Source organism: Haloferax sp. KTX1, assembly GCF_902410085.1.
GTDB lineage: Archaea > Halobacteriota > Halobacteria > Halobacteriales > Haloferacaceae > Haloferax > Haloferax massiliensis.
The window spans coordinates 61,522-80,806 of record NZ_CABPRH010000003.1 but is presented as its reverse complement, the minus strand read 5'-3'; the positions used below and the strand labels follow the sequence as shown (position 1 = coordinate 80,806).

18 protein-coding genes are annotated in these 19,285 nt (G+C 68.8%); 12 read left to right on the top strand and 6 right to left on the bottom strand.

Annotated elements, in window-relative coordinates:
- Positions 1-2 precede the first annotated feature (2 nt).
- Positions 3-971 carry a phosphate ABC transporter ATP-binding protein PstB gene (gene pstB / locus FY251_RS06665; protein WP_148414012.1) on the top strand — a complete coding sequence of 323 codons (969 nt, stop codon included), beginning with the start codon at positions 3-5 and terminating at the stop codon, positions 969-971.
- Positions 972-1,209: 238 nt separating this feature from the next.
- Positions 1,210-2,313 (top strand): phosphate uptake regulator PhoU, encoded by a 1,104-nt coding sequence (locus FY251_RS06660; protein ID WP_148414011.1) that lies wholly within the window; start codon positions 1,210-1,212, stop codon positions 2,311-2,313.
- Between the two features lie 130 nt (positions 2,314-2,443).
- On the opposite strand, the gene FY251_RS06655 is transcribed toward FY251_RS06660, so the two are convergent.
- A complete protein-coding gene (locus tag FY251_RS06655; protein ID WP_187367358.1) occupies positions 2,444-3,499 on the bottom strand; it encodes a TrmB family transcriptional regulator sugar-binding domain-containing protein in 1,056 nt (351 codons plus the stop codon).
- 267 nt (positions 3,500-3,766) lie between these two features.
- On the opposite strand from FY251_RS06655, the gene FY251_RS06650 reads away from it, so the two are divergent.
- On the top strand, positions 3,767-6,460 hold the full coding sequence (locus FY251_RS06650; protein WP_187367357.1) for a glycoside hydrolase family 3 C-terminal domain-containing protein: 2,694 nt from the start codon (positions 3,767-3,769) through the stop codon (positions 6,458-6,460).
- A gap of 107 nt (positions 6,461-6,567) precedes the next feature.
- Here the strand turns inward: FY251_RS06650 and FY251_RS06645 are convergent, their stop codons facing one another.
- Together FY251_RS06645 and FY251_RS06640 are read right to left on the bottom strand one after the other, a co-directional pair.
- Positions 6,568-7,167 carry a hypothetical protein gene (locus tag FY251_RS06645; RefSeq protein ID WP_148414008.1) on the bottom strand — a complete coding sequence of 200 codons (600 nt, stop codon included), beginning with the start codon at positions 7,165-7,167 and terminating at the stop codon, positions 6,568-6,570.
- Positions 7,168-7,226: 59 nt separating this feature from the next.
- The gene (locus FY251_RS06640; RefSeq protein ID WP_148414007.1) at positions 7,227-8,273 is read right to left on the bottom strand and encodes an alanine--glyoxylate aminotransferase family protein; all 1,047 of its coding nucleotides are present in this window, start codon (positions 8,271-8,273) and stop codon (positions 7,227-7,229) included.
- A gap of 178 nt (positions 8,274-8,451) precedes the next feature.
- Here FY251_RS06640 and FY251_RS06635 point away from each other — a divergent pair, with 178 nt between their 5' ends.
- The 3 genes from FY251_RS06635 (at position 8,452) to FY251_RS06625 (ending at position 11,769) form a co-directional block, all read left to right on the top strand.
- Positions 8,452-9,465: an AIR synthase family protein gene (locus tag FY251_RS06635; RefSeq protein WP_148414235.1), complete on the top strand. Its 1,014-nt coding sequence runs from the start codon at positions 8,452-8,454 to the stop codon at positions 9,463-9,465.
- A gap of 159 nt (positions 9,466-9,624) precedes the next feature.
- On the top strand, positions 9,625-10,968 hold the full coding sequence (locus FY251_RS06630) for a cobyrinic acid a,c-diamide synthase (RefSeq protein ID WP_148414006.1): 1,344 nt from the start codon (positions 9,625-9,627) through the stop codon (positions 10,966-10,968).
- A gap of 72 nt (positions 10,969-11,040) precedes the next feature.
- A complete protein-coding gene (locus FY251_RS06625) occupies positions 11,041-11,769 on the top strand; it encodes a cob(I)yrinic acid a,c-diamide adenosyltransferase (protein ID WP_148414005.1) in 729 nt (242 codons plus the stop codon).
- A gap of 71 nt (positions 11,770-11,840) precedes the next feature.
- Here FY251_RS06625 and FY251_RS06620 read toward each other — a convergent pair whose 3' ends face one another.
- Entirely contained in the window at positions 11,841-12,713 is an 873-nt protein-coding gene (locus FY251_RS06620; RefSeq protein ID WP_148414004.1) for a universal stress protein, read from the bottom strand.
- Between the two features lie 126 nt (positions 12,714-12,839).
- Here FY251_RS06620 and FY251_RS06615 point away from each other — a divergent pair, with 126 nt between their 5' ends.
- The 3 genes from FY251_RS06615 (at position 12,840) to FY251_RS06605 (ending at position 15,648) form a co-directional block, all read left to right on the top strand.
- Entirely contained in the window at positions 12,840-13,523 is a 684-nt protein-coding gene (locus tag FY251_RS06615) for a hypothetical protein (RefSeq protein WP_148414003.1), read from the top strand.
- A 125-nt stretch (positions 13,524-13,648) separates the two neighbouring features.
- Positions 13,649-14,788, top strand: a complete 1,140-nt coding sequence (locus FY251_RS06610) for a hypothetical protein (RefSeq protein WP_148414002.1) — start codon at positions 13,649-13,651, stop codon at positions 14,786-14,788.
- Between the two features lie 83 nt (positions 14,789-14,871).
- On the top strand, positions 14,872-15,648 hold the full coding sequence (locus FY251_RS06605; RefSeq protein ID WP_148414001.1) for a hypothetical protein: 777 nt from the start codon (positions 14,872-14,874) through the stop codon (positions 15,646-15,648).
- 54 nt (positions 15,649-15,702) lie between these two features.
- On the opposite strand, the gene FY251_RS06600 is transcribed toward FY251_RS06605, so the two are convergent.
- Positions 15,703-16,170, bottom strand: a complete 468-nt coding sequence (locus tag FY251_RS06600) for a peptidylprolyl isomerase (protein ID WP_089780878.1) — start codon at positions 16,168-16,170, stop codon at positions 15,703-15,705.
- Between the two features lie 110 nt (positions 16,171-16,280).
- On the opposite strand from FY251_RS06600, the gene FY251_RS06595 reads away from it, so the two are divergent.
- A complete protein-coding gene (locus tag FY251_RS06595; RefSeq protein WP_148414000.1) occupies positions 16,281-17,111 on the top strand; it encodes an alpha/beta fold hydrolase in 831 nt (276 codons plus the stop codon).
- On the opposite strand, the gene FY251_RS06590 is transcribed toward FY251_RS06595, so the two are convergent.
- Complete coding sequence (locus FY251_RS06590) at positions 17,092-17,460, bottom strand: rhodanese-like domain-containing protein (protein ID WP_148413999.1); 369 nt, start codon at positions 17,458-17,460, stop codon at positions 17,092-17,094. The two genes, FY251_RS06595 and FY251_RS06590, sit on opposite strands and share 20 nt — an antisense overlap.
- A 102-nt stretch (positions 17,461-17,562) precedes the next feature.
- On the opposite strand from FY251_RS06590, the gene FY251_RS06585 reads away from it, so the two are divergent.
- A complete protein-coding gene (locus FY251_RS06585; protein WP_148413998.1) occupies positions 17,563-18,177 on the top strand; it encodes a bifunctional 2-polyprenyl-6-hydroxyphenol methylase/3-demethylubiquinol 3-O-methyltransferase UbiG in 615 nt (204 codons plus the stop codon).
- A gap of 110 nt (positions 18,178-18,287) precedes the next feature.
- Positions 18,288-19,217 (top strand): hypothetical protein, encoded by a 930-nt coding sequence (locus tag FY251_RS06580; protein WP_255516601.1) that lies wholly within the window; start codon positions 18,288-18,290, stop codon positions 19,215-19,217.
- Positions 19,218-19,285: the final 68 nt, after the last annotated feature.

Genomic DNA, 19,285 nt, shown 5'->3' with positions numbered 1-19,285 from the left:
CCATGAGCGAAACCAGACAGACGACGGACGACGCACAGGCGACGGCGGACGACGCACAGACCGCGGACGGCGAACTCGCCGGCGGCGCGAGCGCCGGCACCGACCAACCGCTCGAAGTCACGAGCGGCGAGACGCGCGAGCGCACCCGCGAGGAGTGGGTCGAACACGAGTTCGAGGGCGACGCGAAGCTCTCGGTCTCCGACCTCGACGTGTACTACGGCGACGACCACGCGCTGAAGGGCGTCTCCATGGAGATTCCCGAGAACAGCGTCACGGCGCTCATCGGCCCCTCGGGCTGTGGGAAATCGACGTTCCTCCGGTGTCTCAACCGGATGAACGACCGCATCAAGGCCGCGAGCATCGACGGCTCGGTCCGGCTCGAAGGCGAGGAGGTCTACCAGGAGGGCGTCAACCTCGTGGAACTGCGCAAGCGCGTCGGCATGGTGTTCCAGTCGCCGAACCCGTTCCCGAAGAGCATCGCGGACAACATCTCCTACGGGCCGCGGAAGCACGGCGACCTCGACACCGGCCTGCTCGCCAACCTGCTCGGCCGGAGCGACGACGACGCGGTCGACGAACTCGTCGAGCGCTCCCTGCGGCAGGCGGCGCTGTGGGACGAGGTGCGGGACCGACTCGACGACAACGCCCTCGGGCTCTCCGGCGGCCAGCAACAGCGGCTCTGCATCGCCCGCGCGCTGGCGACCGACCCCGAAGTGCTTCTCATGGACGAGCCGGCGTCGGCGCTCGACCCCATCGCGACCTCGAAAATCGAGGACCTCGTCCACGACCTCGCCGAGGAGTACACGGTCGTCATCGTCACCCACAACATGCAGCAGGCGGCGCGCATCTCGGACCAGACCGCCGTCTTCCTCACCGGCGGCGAACTCGTCGAGTACGGCGACACCGACCAGGTGTTCGAGGACCCACAGAGCCAGCGCGTCGAGGACTACATCAGCGGCAAGTTCGGGTAACGGTCGGATTCGACCCCGACCCGACCCGAGCCGACCCGACCCGCGCCGAGCGTCCCCGCGCTGACGACGCCGACTTCGACTTCCCGACGTGACGACGGTTCTCGACGACCTGCGGCCGTCGAAGCCGGACAGTCGGCGGCGACGCTCGCTTTTCGTCAGTCGAATCACTCCCTGCGGCGGGGTCGGCGTCACCGCGGAACTGGCACGCAGACAACACGGTTTCAGACACGCCAACACAATGGAGACACGCAAGATACAGCAGGTCAGCAACGGGACGTTCACCGTCTCGCTCCCCCGAGAGTGGGCGGACGGCGAGGGCATCACCGCCGGCACCGTCGTCAACCTCCACACGCACATCGACGGGGTGCTGGTCGTACAGGCACCCGAGCGCGAGGACGACTCGTCGATGCAGTTCACGGTGACCGTCGGCGGTGACGCGGGCGGCGGGGGTGACGCGGGCGGCGGGCGCGACTCCGCCGCCGGCGACTTCCTCGAACAGACGCTCCGGGCGGCCTACGCCGCCGGGTCGAAGCAGGTCGTCGTCGAGGCCGACGGGACGTTCGACGCCGAACAGCGACAGGCCGTCAGGCGGGTCGCCCGGAACCTCGTCGGCGTGACCATCACGGAGGAGTCGGACGCGTCGGTCACGGTGCGGAACGTCCTCGACGCGAACGAGGTCTCCATCCGCCAGTCGGTCCGACAGCTCCAGTTCGTCGCCGTCTCGATGCACCGCGACGCGACCGCCGCGCTCACGGGTGCCGCCCCGCTCGACGGCTTCGCGGAGCGCGACGACCGCGCCGACCGGCTGTTTGCGATGGTCGACCGGCACTTCACCCGCGGGCTCGACCGCCTCGACGAGATAGACGCCCTCGGCGAGACGCGCCCGGAGCTGTTCCGCCTCCACACCGCGGCCCGCGAGTTAGAGCGCGTCGCCGACCACGCCGAGCGAATCGCGGCCGTCGCGTCGGCGGTTCCCGCCTCCCTACCCCAGGGGGTCGCCGACGAGGTGTCCGAACTCGCCGAACTCGTCCCCGAGGCGCTCGAAGCCGCGGTACAGGTCGCGTTCGACGGCGAGAACCCCGACGCGGCGCGGGAGGCGCTTTCGGCGCGCGACCGAGTCCGCGAGGGCGTCGAAGAGGTCGAACGACGGCTGTTCGAGGAGCGTGACGCCGAGGTCGACTACCGGTTCGCACACGCCCTCCACGCGCTCGAACGGACGGCCGAACACGTCGGCAACGTCGCCGAGGTCGGTCTTCGGACGGCGGTCCGAACTCGCAACATGGACGAGCGGCCCGTCGGCGAGGGGGGCCGCGAGTCAGCGGAACACACCCAGAGCGCCTGAGCGACTTCAGAACGTCCGAACGACTCTAGAGCGCCTGACCGGATCGTCCGTGGAGGTGCGCTCCCGAAGTGAGCAGCGACTGCGAGCTTTGCGAGAACGCTGTCGAATACGGGGCGGTTGGGAACGACGATTACGTGTCGGCGTACAGAAGCAGACTCGTGGCCTCGTAATCCTCCATGAACGCGCCGACACCGCCGATACTCACGCGTCGATTCCCGACGTCGACCTCGAAGGCGTTTTCGAATATCAGCTCGCTGTTCGTGGGAGCGATCAAGCTCTGCCGAATCTCGGTTATCGGTCCCTCTATCGTCTCGGTCTCGTCGTCGACTCCCGTTGGGCGGACCGTCGCACGCAGGTGGAGTGACCGCCCGCGGCGTCGCGCCAGCTCTGCGTCGTAGACGGCCGGTCGAATACCGGAGTATCGCCGGGGAAGCGTGTTCGGGCGGAGAAGCATGACCGTCGTCGAAGACTGATACAGACCGAAGAACGCGACGGAGACGACACCCGTCACGGTCGGGTTGGTGAATTCGATCGCTTCCTCTGGACCGTGTTCCCACGCGAGGACCGACAGCGGTGCGATGAGTCCGCGAGCATCGTCGATTGCGACGTAAGCGGGTAACTGTGCATCGATCCGGTTGACGACGGTTGCGACGTCTTCAACGGCTCCTGACCGGGCTTCGTAGTCGGATTCACTGAGCACGAGGACGACGAAGACACCGTCTTCGACTGCGGACTTGAGCGACGCTTCGACTTCGGAGAGAAACGCAAAGGGCAGAGAAAGTCGGATTTCCGAGTCCGCCTGTGAGATCAGCTCGCGGAGTCGACTCGCAAACGTCGGTCGGGACTGAATGACGCCGAGCGACATCGGCTCCGCTCGTGGCTGCTGATATCGCTCTTCGACGGCGTCCTCGATTCGGTCGAGTCTCGCAGATAACGTCTGAAACGCCTTATCGGGCCGTCGAGCGTGGACGACCGTCGGCGACTGATGCTCCTCGATTCGAACGAGGTTTCTCGAATCGAGCTGGGTCACGACCTCGTAAATGTAGCTCGTCGAAACGCCGGCGTCCGATGCGAGCGTCTTCGGTTCGGCGCTGCCTCGCTCTACGAGCGAGAGATACACGTCGATTTCTTTCTCGGAGAAACCGAACCGCCGTAAGTCGTCGCGGAGCGCGTCGGGATTAGACATCTGTACCAAGTTAGGCATCGATAGTTTACTCGTCGGCGGATAAATGTTATCCTAAGCGGTGTTCCGATATCGGAACAATCCGATATTCGGCACGTGTATCGCGTCTGTCGCAGTTTCTCTGAAACTATATCCGGGGGTCGTCAGTTCATTCATCGCCGTTCACTGAGAATAAAAAATATCTATCCGATATTAAAATAAAACTCTCAACGAGTACTACCTCAGATATCATGTACATTTATTTTAATGTGGTTAGTTTGCCCGTTTGCGATGTCAGAGGAGAACACAGACACGGCAGACGAAACGGGGCTAGACAGACGGAGTTTTCTGCGGGGGAGTGCGGCGAGTGTCGCGGCGCTCACGTTCGGGTTGTCGGCGACGGAGACCGGCGCCGCACAGACGTCGGACCGCGTCGAATCGCTCATCGACGAGATGACACTCGAAGAGAAGGTGGCACAGGTCACCGGACAGGACGCGTTCCTCGAAGACACCGGTTATCTCCCGCCGAACGAGCGTCTCGGAATCGACGAAGTCCGGATGAGCGACGGGCCGCTGGGGCTTCGACGGGGACAGCAGACGGCGTTCCCGGCGACGATTTCGGCGGCGTCGACGTTCGACCAGCGCCTCGTCGAGACGGAGGGGACGGCCATCGCTCGCGAAGCCGTCGCCAACAATCAGGACGTCCACCTCGCACCGGCGCTGAACATCGTTCGGGTGCCGCAACTGGGGCGAGCCTTCGAGTACTTCGGTGAGGACCCGGCGGTGACCGGCGAACTGGCGACGGCGTTCATCGACGGCATTCAATCCGAGGGAATCATCGCGACGGCGAAACACTACGTCGCCAACAATCAGGAGACGAACCGCGGTGGGCCGTCGCAGGACCTGCCCGGTGTGAGCGCGGAAGTGAGCGAGCGCGCGCTTCGCGAGATATACCTGCCCGGTTTCCGGCAGGCCGTCGAAGACGGCGACGTCGGCGCAGTCATGGCGGCGTACAACCGTATCAACGGGACGTACGCCACCGAACACGCGAAACTGCTTGACGAGATTCTCAAAGAGGAATGGGGCTTCGACGGCCTCGTCATGTCCGACTGGGGAGCGGTCCATTCGACGGTCGCCTCGGCGAACAACGGCCTCGACGTCGAGACGCCGGGAGAGAACCCCGCGTTCGACCTCAACTGGCCGGCCTACTGGGGCGACGACCTGCTGGAGGCCGTCAACGACGGCTACGTCAACGAGGCGGAAATCGACGACAAAGTACGACGGCTGCTCGGGCAGTTGGCGCGGTTCGACCGCTTGGAGACACGGGATGCGCCCGACGTCTCGGTGGACAGGCGGGCACAGCGCCGAGTCGCGCGGGACGTGGCGGAACGCGGGGCGGTCCTCCTCAAAAACGAGGGCGACGTGCTCCCGTTCGAGACGGACGAGCTAGACGAACTCGCGGTCATCGGACAAACGCCGTCGCGCTTCCGAATCGGCGGTGGCGGGAGTTCCGACGTGGTGCCGGAACGCCGCGTCGGCCCGCTCGAAGGTATCGAGTCGTTCGTCGGCGACGACGTCACGGTCACGCCGGTCGAAGCGTCCGAACACCAGCCACTCGACGTCTCGACGGTCGCACACCCGGAGACGGGGGACGCGGGCTTCCGGGCGGCGTACTTCGACAACACGTCGTTCGACGGTGAGCCGGTCACGACGCGGTCGATGCGGTCGAACTCCCTGTTTGCCGAGGATATCGAGACCGTCAGCGGCGTCGAGCCGAGCGAGTTCTCCGCGCGGTTGACCGGCGAATGGACCGCCCCGGTGTCCGGTACGGTCTCGTTCGAAGTCGCCAGTTCGAGCGCGAGCAGGCTCCTGATTGACGGCGAGCAGGTGGTCGAAAATCAGGGCGGTACGCTCGGAGGGAGCGCATCGACGACCGGGGACGTCTCGGTCGAAGGCGGCGAGGCGTACGACGTCACTATCGAAGTCGCGGGCACCCAGTACACCGACGAACCGTATCTCCGCGTCCGCATCGCCCGACCGGACGAAAACCCCCTCGACCTCGCGACGGAGGCCGCGGCGAGCGCCGACGGTGCGGTGGTGATCGCGAAGGGGTCTTCAGAGGAGGGCGAAGACCGCGAGGACTTGCGTCTCGGCGGGAATCAGAACGAACTCGTGGAGGCCGTCGCCGAGGCCAACGACGCGACCGCCGTCGTTCTCAACACCGGCGGTCCCGTGGTGATGCCCTGGATCGACGCCGTCCCGACGGTTCTCCAGATGTGGTTCCCCGGCCAAGAGGGCGGTGGGGCACTCGCGAACCTCCTCTTCGGCGACGCGAACCCCGCCGGCAGGTTGCCGGTCACGTTCGGCGCTGACCTCTACGACTACCCCGCGAACGAGCCGGATTCCGACCGGCGCTTCCCCGGGGAGAACAACCACGTCTACTACGACGAGGGGATTTACGTCGGGTACCGACACTTCGACGACGAGGCCATCGAACCCCTGTTCCCCTTCGGCGCCGGCGAGTCGTACACGTCGTTCGCGTACCGGAGGGCCACGCTCAGCCCCGGAGCGGTCGGGGACGGCCAGACCGCCTCGCTCTCCGTCGACGTCGCCAACACGGGAGACGTCGCCGGGACGGAGACGGTCCAAGTGTACGCCAGAGACGTGCAGGCCAGCGTCGACCGTCCGCCGAAGGAACTCGTCGCCTTCCAGACGGTCTCGCTCGACCCCGGCGAACGGACCACCGTCTCGCTCGAAGTGACGCCCGACGACCTCGCGTTTTTCCACCCCGACGACGAGGCGTGGGTCACCGAACCCGGGCGGTTCGAACTGCTCGTCGGCCACTCGTCGCGAGATATCCGCCAAACCGTCACGCTGAACGTGATCGACAGGCCCGACGTCGCGAACAGTGCGGGTAACGGTCGCAGCGGAAACAGTGCGGGTAACGGTGATAACGGCAACGACAGGGGTGGCGCAGGAAACTAGGCGCGGTCGAATCCGCGGCCGCGCCTCCGGCGTCGTCGCTTCTGTTTCGAGCGCGTCGAACGCGATTCCGCCCAGCACCGCTATCGAACGCGCGGGACCGAACGGGCCTACTCGGCCACCGAGTCCTCCCGCAGCGGAACGAGATTCGTCAGGGCGCGGTCGCCGAACAGGACGACGAGCGCCGCGCCGACGAGGTTAAACAGGAGGTCGAGCGCGGTGTCGGTTCGGCCGTAGGAGACGAGCACGGGGTCGATGCCGAGCGCGTCGGCCCCGCGATGGATGGCGTACTCCGCGAGTTCCCAGAGCACGCCGGTGCAGGCGACGACCGCGAGCACGCGGGTCGAGGGGTCGCGGCCGCGGCGGCGCGAGAGCACGTGGACGACCCCGCCGAGAATCGTCGCCGAGTGGGCGTGAGTCAGGTGGTCCCACCACCACACGTCGTCGTAGGGGCCGAGCATCCCGGCCGCGTGGGTCAGCATGGCCGACTCGACGTAGACGCGTTGCCACGGGCGGAACTCGACGCCGACCAGTCGCTCGAAGGCGTCGGGGAGGTACGTGCCGGCGAGCGCGAACGCGGCGTTCACCATCGCGGCCGGGTTGCGACGGCGGAGTCCCGTCAGGAAGACGACGACGATAGCGAACCTGATTCCGTCGTCCGGTCGCCGCCGCCCCGTCGAATCGCTCGTCTCGGTCACGGTCGTTCTCATCGGGACTGTCGTCGGCTTCGGGTAAAAACGTTGACAGCCAGTGGAGTCGGCCCGCGGCCTCAGGCGACGGCCGACAGCGCGTCCATCACGCGGTCGACCTTCTCCACGTCGGCGTTGTAGCCCATGTGGCCGACGCGGAGAATGTCGTCGGCGAGGTCGGCGAGGCCGGTCGCGAGGACGATGTCGTGTTCGGCTTCGAGCTCCGCTTGGGCGCGTTTCGCCTCGCCGGGGAGGTGGAACGCCGTCACCGTCGGAGCGCTCCGCTCTGCGTCGGCGTAGAGGTCGAGGCCGAGGTCGGCCCCGCGCTCGCGGCAGTGGGCGGCGGCCTCCTCGTGGCGCTCGTAGACGGCGTCGAGCCCCTCTTCGAGGAGCATCGACAGCGACTCGTCGAGGGCGGCGACGTTCGCGCCGAGGTGGGTGTACGGGAAGCCCTCGCTCGTGTCGCGCCACGGGAGGAGGTTCGTGTAGAGCGAATCGGGGTCACGTTCCTCGACGACCTCCCACGCGCGGTCGCTGACGGCGGCCGTCGTGAGGCCCGGCGGCGAGCTAAACGCCTTCTGGGACGCGCCGAGGTTGATGTCGATGTGCTCGCTCGGGACGGGCGTCCCGCCGAGCGAGGAGACGGCGTCGACGACGGTCAGCACGCCGCGGTCGGAGAGCAGTTCGAGCACCGGCGCGATGTCGTTGAGCGTCCCCGTCGGGGTCTCACAGTGAACCATCGTGGCGACCTCGAACTCGCCGTCGTCGAGCGCGGCTTCGACGCCAGCGAGGTCGAGCGGGTCGGTGTAGTCGGCACCGACGAGCGTCGGGTCGCCGCCGTAGCTCTCGACGAAGTCGGCGAAGCCGTCGCCGTAGAGCCCGTTCGAGACGCAGAGCACGTCGTCGCCGGGGGCGACCGTCGAGGCGATGGCGGCTTCGAGGCCGAGGATGCCCTCGCCGCCCATGACGACCGTGTCGTCGTCGGTGTCGTAGACGCGCCCGAGTTTCTCGCAGACCTCGTCGTAGGTGTCGAAGAAGGACTGCTCGATGTCTGGGTTCGGCATCGGGTCGCTCAGTCGGTCGCGGACCCGCGGCGGGACGGCCGTGGGGCCGGGTGTCATCAGCATGGCTCCCCGTTGCAAACAGAGCGTCTTAGCAGTACGGCATCCGCGGCGGGCGTTCGGCCGCCTCGGCGACGCCGACCGGTCGTGGTCGGCGGGGCGCGGGGGCGACCGGCGGGTCGCGGGCGTCCGCGCCGACGACGGACGGGAAGGCACAAAAGCGCCCTCGCCGTCACCCTCGTGTATGAGCAAGCTCTCACCTGCGGACCTCGACCGCTACGTCTTCTCGCGGACGGGGGCACCCAACGACGACCTGCTCGTCGGGGCCGGCTACGGCGAGGACGCCGCCGCCGTCGCCACCGGCGAGGGGACGATGGTCGTCAGCACCGACCCCATCTCGCTCGCCGCCGAGCGCATCGGCACCCTCGGCGTCGCCATCGCCAGCAACGACGTGGCCGCCTGCGGGGGCGTCCCCGAGTGGCTCGTGAGCACCGTCCTCCTGCCCGAGCCGGACGTGGACCTCCTCGACGACATCACCGCCCAACTCGACGCGGAGGCCCGACGACTCGGCATCAGCATCGTCGGCGGCCACACCGAGACGGTCGCCGGGCTCTCGCGGCCGCTCCTCTCGCTCACCTGCATGGGACCGACCGACCGGTACGTCCCGACGAGCGGCGCGGAACCCGGCGACGCGGTGATTCTCACCAAGGGTGCTGGAATCGAGGGCACCGCCGTCCTCGCCACCGACTTCCGCGCCGACCTCGATGCCGCCGGCGTCGACGCCGAGACGGTCGACCGCGCCGCGGGCTTCTTCGACGATATCAGCGTCCTCCCCGAGTCCGCCGTGCTCGCGCCCGCCGCGACCGCGATGCACGACCCGACCGAGGGCGGCGTCCTCAACGGACTGGTCGAACTCGCCTGCGCCTCCGGCGTCCGAATCGAGGTCGACGGCGACGACGTGCCCGTCCGCCCCGAGACGCGGGCGCTCTGCGACGCGATGGGCGTCGACCCGATGCGGATTCTCGGCTCCGGCGCGCTCCTCGCGGCGGTCCCCGGCGACGAGACCGACACGGCTCTCGCCGCGCTCGACGACGAGGGAATCGAGGCGACGGTCGTCGGAACCGTCGAAGCGGCGGGCGACGACGCGAACGCGGGCGCTGACGCGGAGACAGCACCGGTCGCGGACCCCGGCGTCGTCTACGACGGGACGCACTACGCCGACGGCGTCGAAGACGAGATGTACGAACTCTGGGACTGAGCCGAACGCGAGCCGCCGACCGACGCCGCCCCCGGCGACCCGACCCAACACAACTTTGACTACTGAAATTCCACTTGGAGATATGACTGCCGAACCCCCGTCTCGCCCCGCGAGCGACCCGCCGGAAGTCCCGACCGCGCTCGGGACCGCGGTGGTCGGATGAGAGGCGTCGTCGTCGCCGGCACGGCCTCCGGCGTCGGGAAGACGGTCACGACGCTCGCGGTGTGCCGCGCGCTCGAACGCGAGGGCTACGCGGTCCAACCGGCCAAGGCCGGCCCCGACTTCATCGACCCCTCGCACCACGCCGCAGTCGTCGGGAAACCCTCGCGGAGTCTCGACCCGTGGCTCGAAGGCGAGGACGGGATGCGCCGGACCTACGCCCGCGGCGAGGGCGACATCTGCGTCGTCGAAGGCATGATGGGCCTCTACGACGGCGACACCTCGACGGCTCGGGTCGCCGCCCTCCTCGACCTCCCCGTGGTGCTCGTCGCGGACGCGAGAGCCGGGATGCAGAGCGTCGCGGCGACCGCCTACGGCTTCCGGACCTACGCGGACCGGATGGGCATCGACGCCGACGTGGCCGGCGTCATCGCCTCTCGGGCCCACGGCGGCCGCCACGCCGAGGGCATCCGCGACGCGCTCCCCGAGGAACTGCCGTATCTCGGCCGCGTCCCGCCGAGCGACGACCTCGAAATCCCGGAGCGACACCTCGGCCTCCACCTCGGCGACGAGGCCCCGCTGTCCGACGAGGCGCTCGACGCCGCGGCCGACGGGATTCGGGCCGACGCGCTCGCGGAAGTGGCTCGGGAACCCGACTGGGACACCGAGGCGTTCGAAGCGAGCGCTCGCGTCGGGTCGGCCCGGGCCCAGACACAGACTGCGACGGGCTCCGACGGTCCCACGGTCGCCGTCGCCCGCGACGAGGCGTTCTGTTTCGTCTATCCATCGACCCTCGACAGACTGGAATCGCTCGGGACCGTCTCGTACTTCTCGCCGGTCGCCGGCGACGACCTCCCGGACTGCGACGGCGTCTACCTCCCCGGCGGCTACCCCGAGCGGTTCGCCGCGGAGCTCGCGTCGTCCCCGACGCTCCCCGCGCTTTCCGACCGCGCCGCCGACGGCCTCCCGGTGTTCGGCGAGTGCGGCGGCCTGATGGCGCTTTCCGAGTCGCTGACGACGACCGACGGCGACGCCCACGAGATGGCCGGTATCCTCCCCGCGGACGTGACGATGCGGGAGCGCTATCAGGCGCTCGACCACGTCGAACTCCGCGCGACCGACGGGACGCTGACCGCCGACGCGGGCGAGACGCTCCGCGGCCACGAGTTCCACTACTCCTCGGCGGACCCGGCGACCGACGCCCGATTCGCCTTCGACGTGGAACGCGGGACCGGTATCGACGGCCGCGAGGGGCTCACCGAGTACCGAACCCTCGGAACCTACGCGCACGTCCACCCCGAGAGCGGGGCGTTCGACCGCTTCGTCTCCCGACTGGCGGACTGACTGCGGCGAGCACCGACCGACGACCGACACCCGATTTCGAGACGACACCGACATCCGACTTCGAACCCAACGATGACCGACGCATCCGACACACCCGACGGAACCCCCGAGACAGACGACGAGACTACCCCCGACTCGGTCCGGGCGAACACGCCCGGCCGCGGCGTCCGCCCCGAGGCGGCCGCCATCGAACCCGCCGCGCCCGACGACTTCGGCCTCGTGCAGGTGTGGTGGGGCGACGGCAAGGGGAAGACCACGGCCGCGATGGGCATGGGCTTTCGCGCCGCCGGCCACGGCTACCGCGTCCACATGCTCCAGTTCCTGAAGGGCGGCGCGGACTCCGTCGAGGCCGTCCGCGGCGAGTACAACGCCATCGGCGCGATGCCCGGCTTCTCCTTCGAGAACCTCGGCCACTACGGCTGGGCCGGGATGGCCGACGGGAGCGACGACGCGGACCACGAGGCGCAGGTCGCCGCCGGCCTCGACCGGGCGCGCGAAGTCGTCGACGCCGCGGCCGACACCGACCTCTCGGCACCGCTCGACCTCGACGGCCCGCCAGAAGCGGGCGTTCATCTCCTCATCATCGACGAGATGCTCTACGCCGTGGCGATGGGACTGCTCGACGAGGCCGACGTGCTCGACCTCGTGGAGCGAAAGCCCGAGCACCTCGAACTCGTGTTGACCGGGAGCCACGAAGAGCCGACCTACCTCGTCGACGCCGCGGACCTCGTGACCAACGTCCGAAAGGAGAAACACCCCATCGACGCCGGCCAGCGCGCGAGAAAGGGGACCGAGTACTGACCGACTGAGCGCCCGCGACCACGAGCAACCGACTGCGACCGCGAGAATCGACCGCGACCGCGATGCCGTTGCTACTCCTCGTCCGGCGACACCGTGATGACGGGAACCGGAACGCTCCGGACCGTCTCCTCGGCGACGCTCCCGAGGAGGATGCGGTCGACGCCGCTCCGCCCGGTCGTCCCCATGACGACGGCGTGGATGTCGTTGTCCGCGACGTACTCCCGAATCGCCTCGCTCGGCGAGCCGTGTTCGATGGTCTCGGCGAGCTTCGTGACGCCGCGTTCGTTCGCCTCCTCGACGACCTGCGAAATCGCCTCGTTCGCGCCGCGCTCGCTCTCCTCGCCGGAGAGCATCGACCGCACGTCGAACCCGAGCGCGGAGTCGTCGACCACCGAGAGGACGTGGACCGTCGCGTCGAGTTCGGCGGCGAGCGCGAGGCCGTGGCTCGTCGCCCGCTTCGCGGAGCGACTGCCGTCGGTCGGGATGAGGATGCGCTCGTAGGGGAACGTCAGCTCCTCGTCGGGCTTCATGCGGGCGGTGAGGACCGGTCGGTCCGACAGGCGGACGACCTTCTCCGTGACGCTCCCGCGGAGCTGTCGGGAGATGCCCTCCCGTCCGTGGGTCGGCATCACGATGAGGTCGTAGTCGTACTCCTCGGCGTACTCGACGATGGTGGGCGCGGGGTTGCCCTGCACCACGTCCGTCGAGTAGCCGACGCCGAGGTTCTGGAGCGTCTGCGCCGCCTCCTCGACGACGCTCTCGCCCTCCCGTTCGAGCGCGTCGACCACGTCGTTCCCGACCACGGTGACGCTGTCGCGGGTGGTGTCGGCGACGAAGAGCAGTCGAATCTCCGCGTCGTCCCAGTGGGCGAGTTCGCTGGCGTGGTGGAGGACCGCGCTCGACGACGTGCTCTCGTCGACCGGCAGGAGGATGCGCTCGTACATGGCTTGTCATACACCCGGTCGCCGGTAAGTCCTTTCGCCGGACGGCGTCCGCAGACCCCCGTCCCCGGTGTCGCTGACCCCAACCGGGCCACACAGTTATCATCGGACAGTCACAACCGAACGGCCATGGCACCGACGGACGAGTCTCCGCACGAAAGCGGCACGCGGCCGCGACGCAACCGACGGCAGCGACGCCAGCGACGCGACGACGACGGGACCGGCATCGACGCGTGGCTCGACGCGACGGTGTACTTCGGGCTCGGACAGCACCTGCTCCTCGCGCTGCCGATGCTCTGGGTCGCCTTCATGGCCGTCTCGACGCCCGTGGCGGTCACGACCGCGGCCGTCGCCTCGCTGGCTGCCGCCTGCCTCGCTATCGGCGCGCTCCGGTTGGACGCCGTCCCCCTCGGCGCGCCGTGGCACCGCATCGAGGACAGCGAACTCGGTCTCGGGCCCGACGCTGGCTACGGAGCCCTCGTCCGGCGGGCGGCCTACCTGAACGCGACGCTCGGCCTCGGGACGTTCCTCGGCGCGCGCGCCGACCTCGCCGGCGCGGGACTCGTCGGCTCTGTCGTCGTCGCCGGCGGCGTCGCGCTCTGTGCGATGCTCGCGCTCCCACGACTGCGCGCCGCGCCGGCCCGCACGTCGGCCGCGGCCGCCGGAGCTTACTACGCCGTTTCGCTCCTCGTCGTCGCCGCGTTCCCGGGCACGGTCGACCTGTTTTCCCTCGCGCCGTCGGTCGCGCTCTGCGTGCTCGCGGTCGCGGTTGCCGCCGCGTTCGACGTGATGAGCGGTCGAGACCGTCGCTGACGGCCTCTCGGCTCCGCGGCCGTCCCGCCGCCGTCCGCGGGCATCAAGTTTTCAACCCTCGCGCACCGACTCGTCGGGCATGACACCGATTCCGCGACCGGGACGCCCGCCCGAGGTGCCGCGGCGTGGCTGACGCCGCGCTCGCCGACGACCCCGTGACGGCGCTCCGCACGGCGGCCGACACCCTCCGCGACCGGCGCGAGGCGGTCGACGACGTCGGCCGCGAGGAGCTTCGAACGCTCGCGTCGGCCGTCCGCGACGTGACGGGGATTCTCGACCGACACGAGGAGCAGGCGACCGACGACCTCGAAGGCTACGTCGCGTTCCGCGAGGCGCTGTCGAACCGGCTGGAGGAGGTCCCCGCCGACGTGCGCCACAGCGACGCCTTCATCGACGCCAACGAGTCGCTCACGACCGGCATCACCTCGTCGCTGTCGGCGTCCGACTTCGAGCAGGCCAGACGCGAGTTGGCCCCCGCCCGCGAGGAGGCCGCCCTCCTCGACGAACTGGACGAGGCGAGAGAGGACTACCGGAGCGCCCGCCGGCGGCTGCGGGAGCGCGCGGACGAACTCGACGCGCGAATCGACCGCCTCGAACGCGTGCGGGAACTCGGCGAGGCCGACATCGACGCGCCGGTGGACGAACTCCGCGACCCCATCGAGCGGTACGACGACGCCGTCACCGAGGCGTTCGAGCGGTTCCGCGCCGAGTCGTCGGCCGGCGACGTGCTCGCGTGGCTGGCGGCCGCCGAGTCGTACCCGCTGGTCGGGACGCCCAGTCCCCCCGAGCGACTGCGCGAGTACCTCGACACCGCCGCCATCGGCGACGAGCCGATTCCCACGCTCGTCGAGTACGCCGGCTACTCGCGGTCGAAACTCGACCACTACGTCGACGACCCGAAGCGGTTCTCCGCGGCCGTCGGGACGAACAAACGGTTTCTGGAGACGCTCGACGCCGACCCGCTGACCGTGTCGTGGCCGCCGGCGTCCGCCTCGGAACTCCGCTGGCGGACGAAGGAACTCGTCGCCGTCGTGAGCCGGTTCGCCGACGACGAGACGGTCGCCCGCGCCCGAGAGGTCCACGAACTGACGTACGAGGAGTCGTACGACCGCCTCCGCGACGCCGCGGTCGCCCGCGCGGAACTCACAGAAGACCAGCGCGACCGCCTCCGGCGGGGCGTCGTTGCCGACGAGTTGGCCGCGGCCCGCGAGGAGCGCGAGCGGGTTCGAGACTGCCTCGACGCGAACCCGCCGCTGGACGACTGAGCGTCGCCCGGTGACCGCGGCGGCGAGACCGGACGCCCGACAGCGACAAAAAGCACTTACCCGACTCGGCGGAACTCCCGGTAATGCGCCTCCGGAAACTCGCCCTCCTTCTCGCGGTGGTCGGTCTCGTCTGTCTCCCCGCGCCGGTGTACCTGCCCGCGCTGGCGGACGCGACGTCGCCACCGCCGAAAGTCTCGCAGTCGTACCGGGCCGAGACGGTGTCGCTCGCGAACGAATCGGACGTCGAGACCATCGTCGACCGCCACGGTCGGGCGGTCTCGATTTCGGTGCATCAGGTCAGCCACCGGTACTCGGCCGGCGAGTACCGCGCGCCGAACGAGACCCGCGAGACGCTGGAGGCGGCGATGCGGAACGGGACCGCCCGAACGACGGCGGCCGGCGCGCGAGCCGACCTCCGCGCCATCGCGCGGAACAACACGTACGTCCACGACGCCTACGGCGAGCGCGACCAGTACTACCGGTTCAGCGTGCGCGAAAACGGCTCGGTCGTCACCGCACGGAACGCAACGCTCCGGCGCGTCGCCGACGCCACCGTCGAGCGGGGCGCGTACAGCTACGCGAACCTCTCGCCGGCGGCCAGAGAGACGGTCGACAGGGTCCTCCGGAACTCCTCGGACGAAGACTTCGGCTACCGACCGCGGGTGAACGACGCCTTCGTGGACCGGCTCCCGGCGCTCGTCGAGAAAGAGGGAACCCTCCACAGCATCACCGTCTACGGTCACGTCGACGACTTCGGCTTCGGGGGCGCGCTCGTCGTCGGCCTCGGCGTCGCCGGGGTCGGCGCGGTCCTGATTCTCGTCGGGGGCGCGGTGTACGCTATCGCGTGGTGGCGCGAGTAGCGAGAGAAAAAACGCACCGAGCCGCGAGATTGCGGCTCAGTTCGGTTCAGCGGTTCAGTTGGCGTCGAGGATTTCGACGTCGAAGACGAGCGTCTCGCCCGCGAGTTCGTGGTTGAAGTCGATGCGGACCACGTCGTCGTCGGCGTGGACGATTTCGCCGAGGCCGCCCTGCTGGGTCTGGACGTACAGGCCCTCCTCGGGCTCGTCGCCGAGCACCTCGCGGAGCTGTTCGGTTTCGTGCTCGCGGACGAGGTCCTCGTCGTACTCGCCGTAGGCCTTCTCCGGCGGGATTTCGATGCTCTCCTCGTCGCCGACGGACATGCCGACGAGCGCCTCGTCGAGCCCCTCGATGACGGTTCCCGCGCCGACCTCGACCGCGAGCGGCTCGTAGTCGCGGTCGGGCTGGGCCTCCGCGAGACCCTCGGCCTCGGCCACGTCCTGACGCGACGTGTCGAAAATCGTGCCGTCCGGGAGCTGTCCGACGTATTCGAGCGAAACGGAGTCGCCGGTTTCAATCGTCATACCGCGTACTCTCTGCCGGAGACGGATAAGTGGCCGTACTATCGCCGAGAGTGTGAGTGAACTGTCACATCGAGGCGCGCGCTCATGCTCTCGGCGCGCCACTAGGTCGCGTGGCGTTCGCCCGAACGAACGGTATCGACACCTACTACGAGCGGCGAGGCGAGGGGACGCCGGTGGTCTTCGTCCACGGGGCGGTTCTCGACCACGGTCAGTGGGACCGCCAGACGGAGGTGCTGTGCGACGGCTACACCACCGTCTCGTACGACGTTCGAGGACACGGCCGAACCGGCGGGTCCGACTTGGCGACGTACTCGATGGAGCTGTTCGCCGACGACCTCGCCGCGCTCGTCTCGGAATTGGGTCTCGACAGACCCGTGGTCTGCGGGCTCTCGACCGGCGGCTGTATCGCGCAAGCGTACGCGATGCGGTACCCCGACGGGCTCTCGGGGCTCGTCCTCGCGGACACGTTCTCCCCGGTCGTCTTCGACCGCCTCGAACGGTTCCAGCGACTCGTCGTCCCCCGGTTGGCGATTCCGTTCGTTCGACTCGTCGGCTACGAGCGCGTCGAGAAAATCATGGTCTGGTTCCAAGAGCGGCTGTCGGGAACGACCGCGGGCGGCGACTACGGAAACGTCGAGCGTCTTCGGGAGGACGGCCCGCCGATGGCGACCGACGAGTTCGCGAAAGTGATTCGGGCGGTCAGTCGGTTCACCGACTCGTCGGTCGTCCTCGGCGACATCGACGTGCCGACGCTGGTCCTGTACGGCGAGAACGAACTCCCGTTCGTGCGCAGGCACGCCGCGGCGTTCGGCGATGGGATTCCGACCGTCACGGTCCGCGCGGTTCCCGACGCGGGCCACGCGTCGAACCTCGACAACCCCGCGTTCTTCGAGGACGCCCTCCGTGAGTTCCTCGACGGCCTCAGAACAGTCGCCAGATGAGCGATCGGAGTCTGTAGCCAAGCGACCCGCGCTGGTAGCCGTTCCACCCGCTCATGCCGCCCGCGAGCGTCGCCGCGTCGTACCCCTCCTCGCGGAGGAGCCCCGTCGCCCGCTTTGCGACGATACCCATCTTACAGACGACGACCACGTCGCGGTCCCGCGGTATCTCGTCCAGTTGACTCCGAAGCGAGGCGTCGTCGCCCGACCGGAGGTCGTCGTAGACGGGGACGTTTCGGCTCCCGTCGATTGCGCCGCGTCGGTAGTTCGACTCCGGGCGGACGTCGAGGACGAGCGGGCCGTCCCCGTCGGCGAGGCGGGCGTCGAGCTCGTCGGGGCGAATCGAGGGCACGGATACCACCACGTCGCTGCCGCGGAAAGCGCTGGCGCTTCCGCGTCCCGCCCGCCGGGAGCGACGCCGTAGCTTGAACACGGCGGTCCGCGTAGCGCCCGTATGGAGTGGGACGAACGCTACCGGACCGGAACGTACCCGACCGACCCGGAGCCGTCGCCGGTGCTCCGGGCGTACCTCGACGAACTGCCCGACGGCCGCGCGCTCGACGTGGCGGCCGGCAACGGCCGCAACGCGCTGTTTCTCGCCGCGAACGGCTACCGGGTGGACGCGCTCGACCAGTCGAGCGAGGGGCTGAGCATCGTCGACGAGCGCGCGCAGTCCCGCGGGTTCGCCGACCGCGTGGAGACGATTCGGGCCGACGCGACGACCCACGACTTCCCCGAGTCGACGTACGACCTCGTCACCATCAGCTACTTCCGGACGCTGGACCGCCTCGCCGACATCAAGGCGGCGCTGAAGCCCGGCGGCGTCCTGTTCTACCAACACCACCTGCGGGCCGACCCGCCGGCGACGGTGGGGCCGAGCACCGACAGATACCGCTTCGATTCGAACGAACTGCTCCGCGCCTGTCTCGACCTCACGGTGCTCTACTACGACGAATCGACCGAATCGCGCGACGACCGGCAGTCCGCGACGGCGACGGTTATCGCGCGGAACACGCGGGGCGGGGCGCAGTCGTATCCGCGACGCAAGCTGACTGGACAGGAGGTGTGACGGCGCGGCGTGACCGTCCCGCCCGTTCGACCCGGCGCTCAGCCGTGAGTACACCATTCTGTTCTCTAACCTGAGAAACACATATCACACGTCGAACTCGAACGAACCGTATGTCAACGGATTGGTTCACCCAGTCGGGGGCGACGGGGACGGTGACCGTCGAGAAACGCGACGGCGCGTGGTTTCTCCAGTCACCCGAAACCGATTCCGACGTGAAATGTATCTTCGATGACGGCGACGAACCCGCGGATTCGTCGGGTCCGACGCGAGTGAATATCACCGTCTCGAACTACATGGCGGGACGCGGCAGCGACGTGGACTACCTCTTCGCCTCCGTCGGGGGAGACCAGTCGGGTTCGGGGTCCGACGGCCCGGAATCGACGGCGAAATCGGCGGCGGAGTCGGAGTCAGAGTCAGAGTCGGCGTCGAACGACACGGGCCGCGAGAAGTCGACTCGAACGCTCTCGGAACTCACCGGGAGCGGGGCGTACGTGACCGTGGAGGCGACGGTCGAGTCGGTCGACTGGGTCAACAAGAACGACCCCGGCACGCCGGATATCATCGGCCACCTCACCGACGAGAGCGCGCCGGACGGCGTCGTGTTCGTCGTCCCCGACGGCGTGAGCCACCCGTACCTCGGCGAAGGCGCGCGGTTCGAGTTCGCCGGCGCGAAGGACCACCACTACCGCGCGAAAGACCAGGTACAGTTGCTGATAACCGACGCGACGCGGTTCACACAGCGCTCGCCGCCGGACGACGACCGCAACGCCAGCGGGTCGGGACGCCGGGGCGGTCGGGGGCGGGAGCGGAGTCAGTCGCCGAGCGACCGCGAGCGCCTCGGGGAACTTCGAGACATCGCCGAGAGCGCCATCGGCGACGAGACGTTCGTGGAGTCCCAGTCGAGCGACGACTCGCTCGTCGGCGCGGCGAAGCGCCGGGCGCGAAAGCAACACCGAGACCCGGCCATCGACCCGCGGATGCAGGCGTTCGACGACGAGGAAGAAGACGAAGCGGCGTCGTCGGACCGTGACGACGACTGAGCGGCGGGCCTGACCAATCGCGTGACGCACGGCCGACGACCGTTCGATCGGTTTACAAATTTTACAAA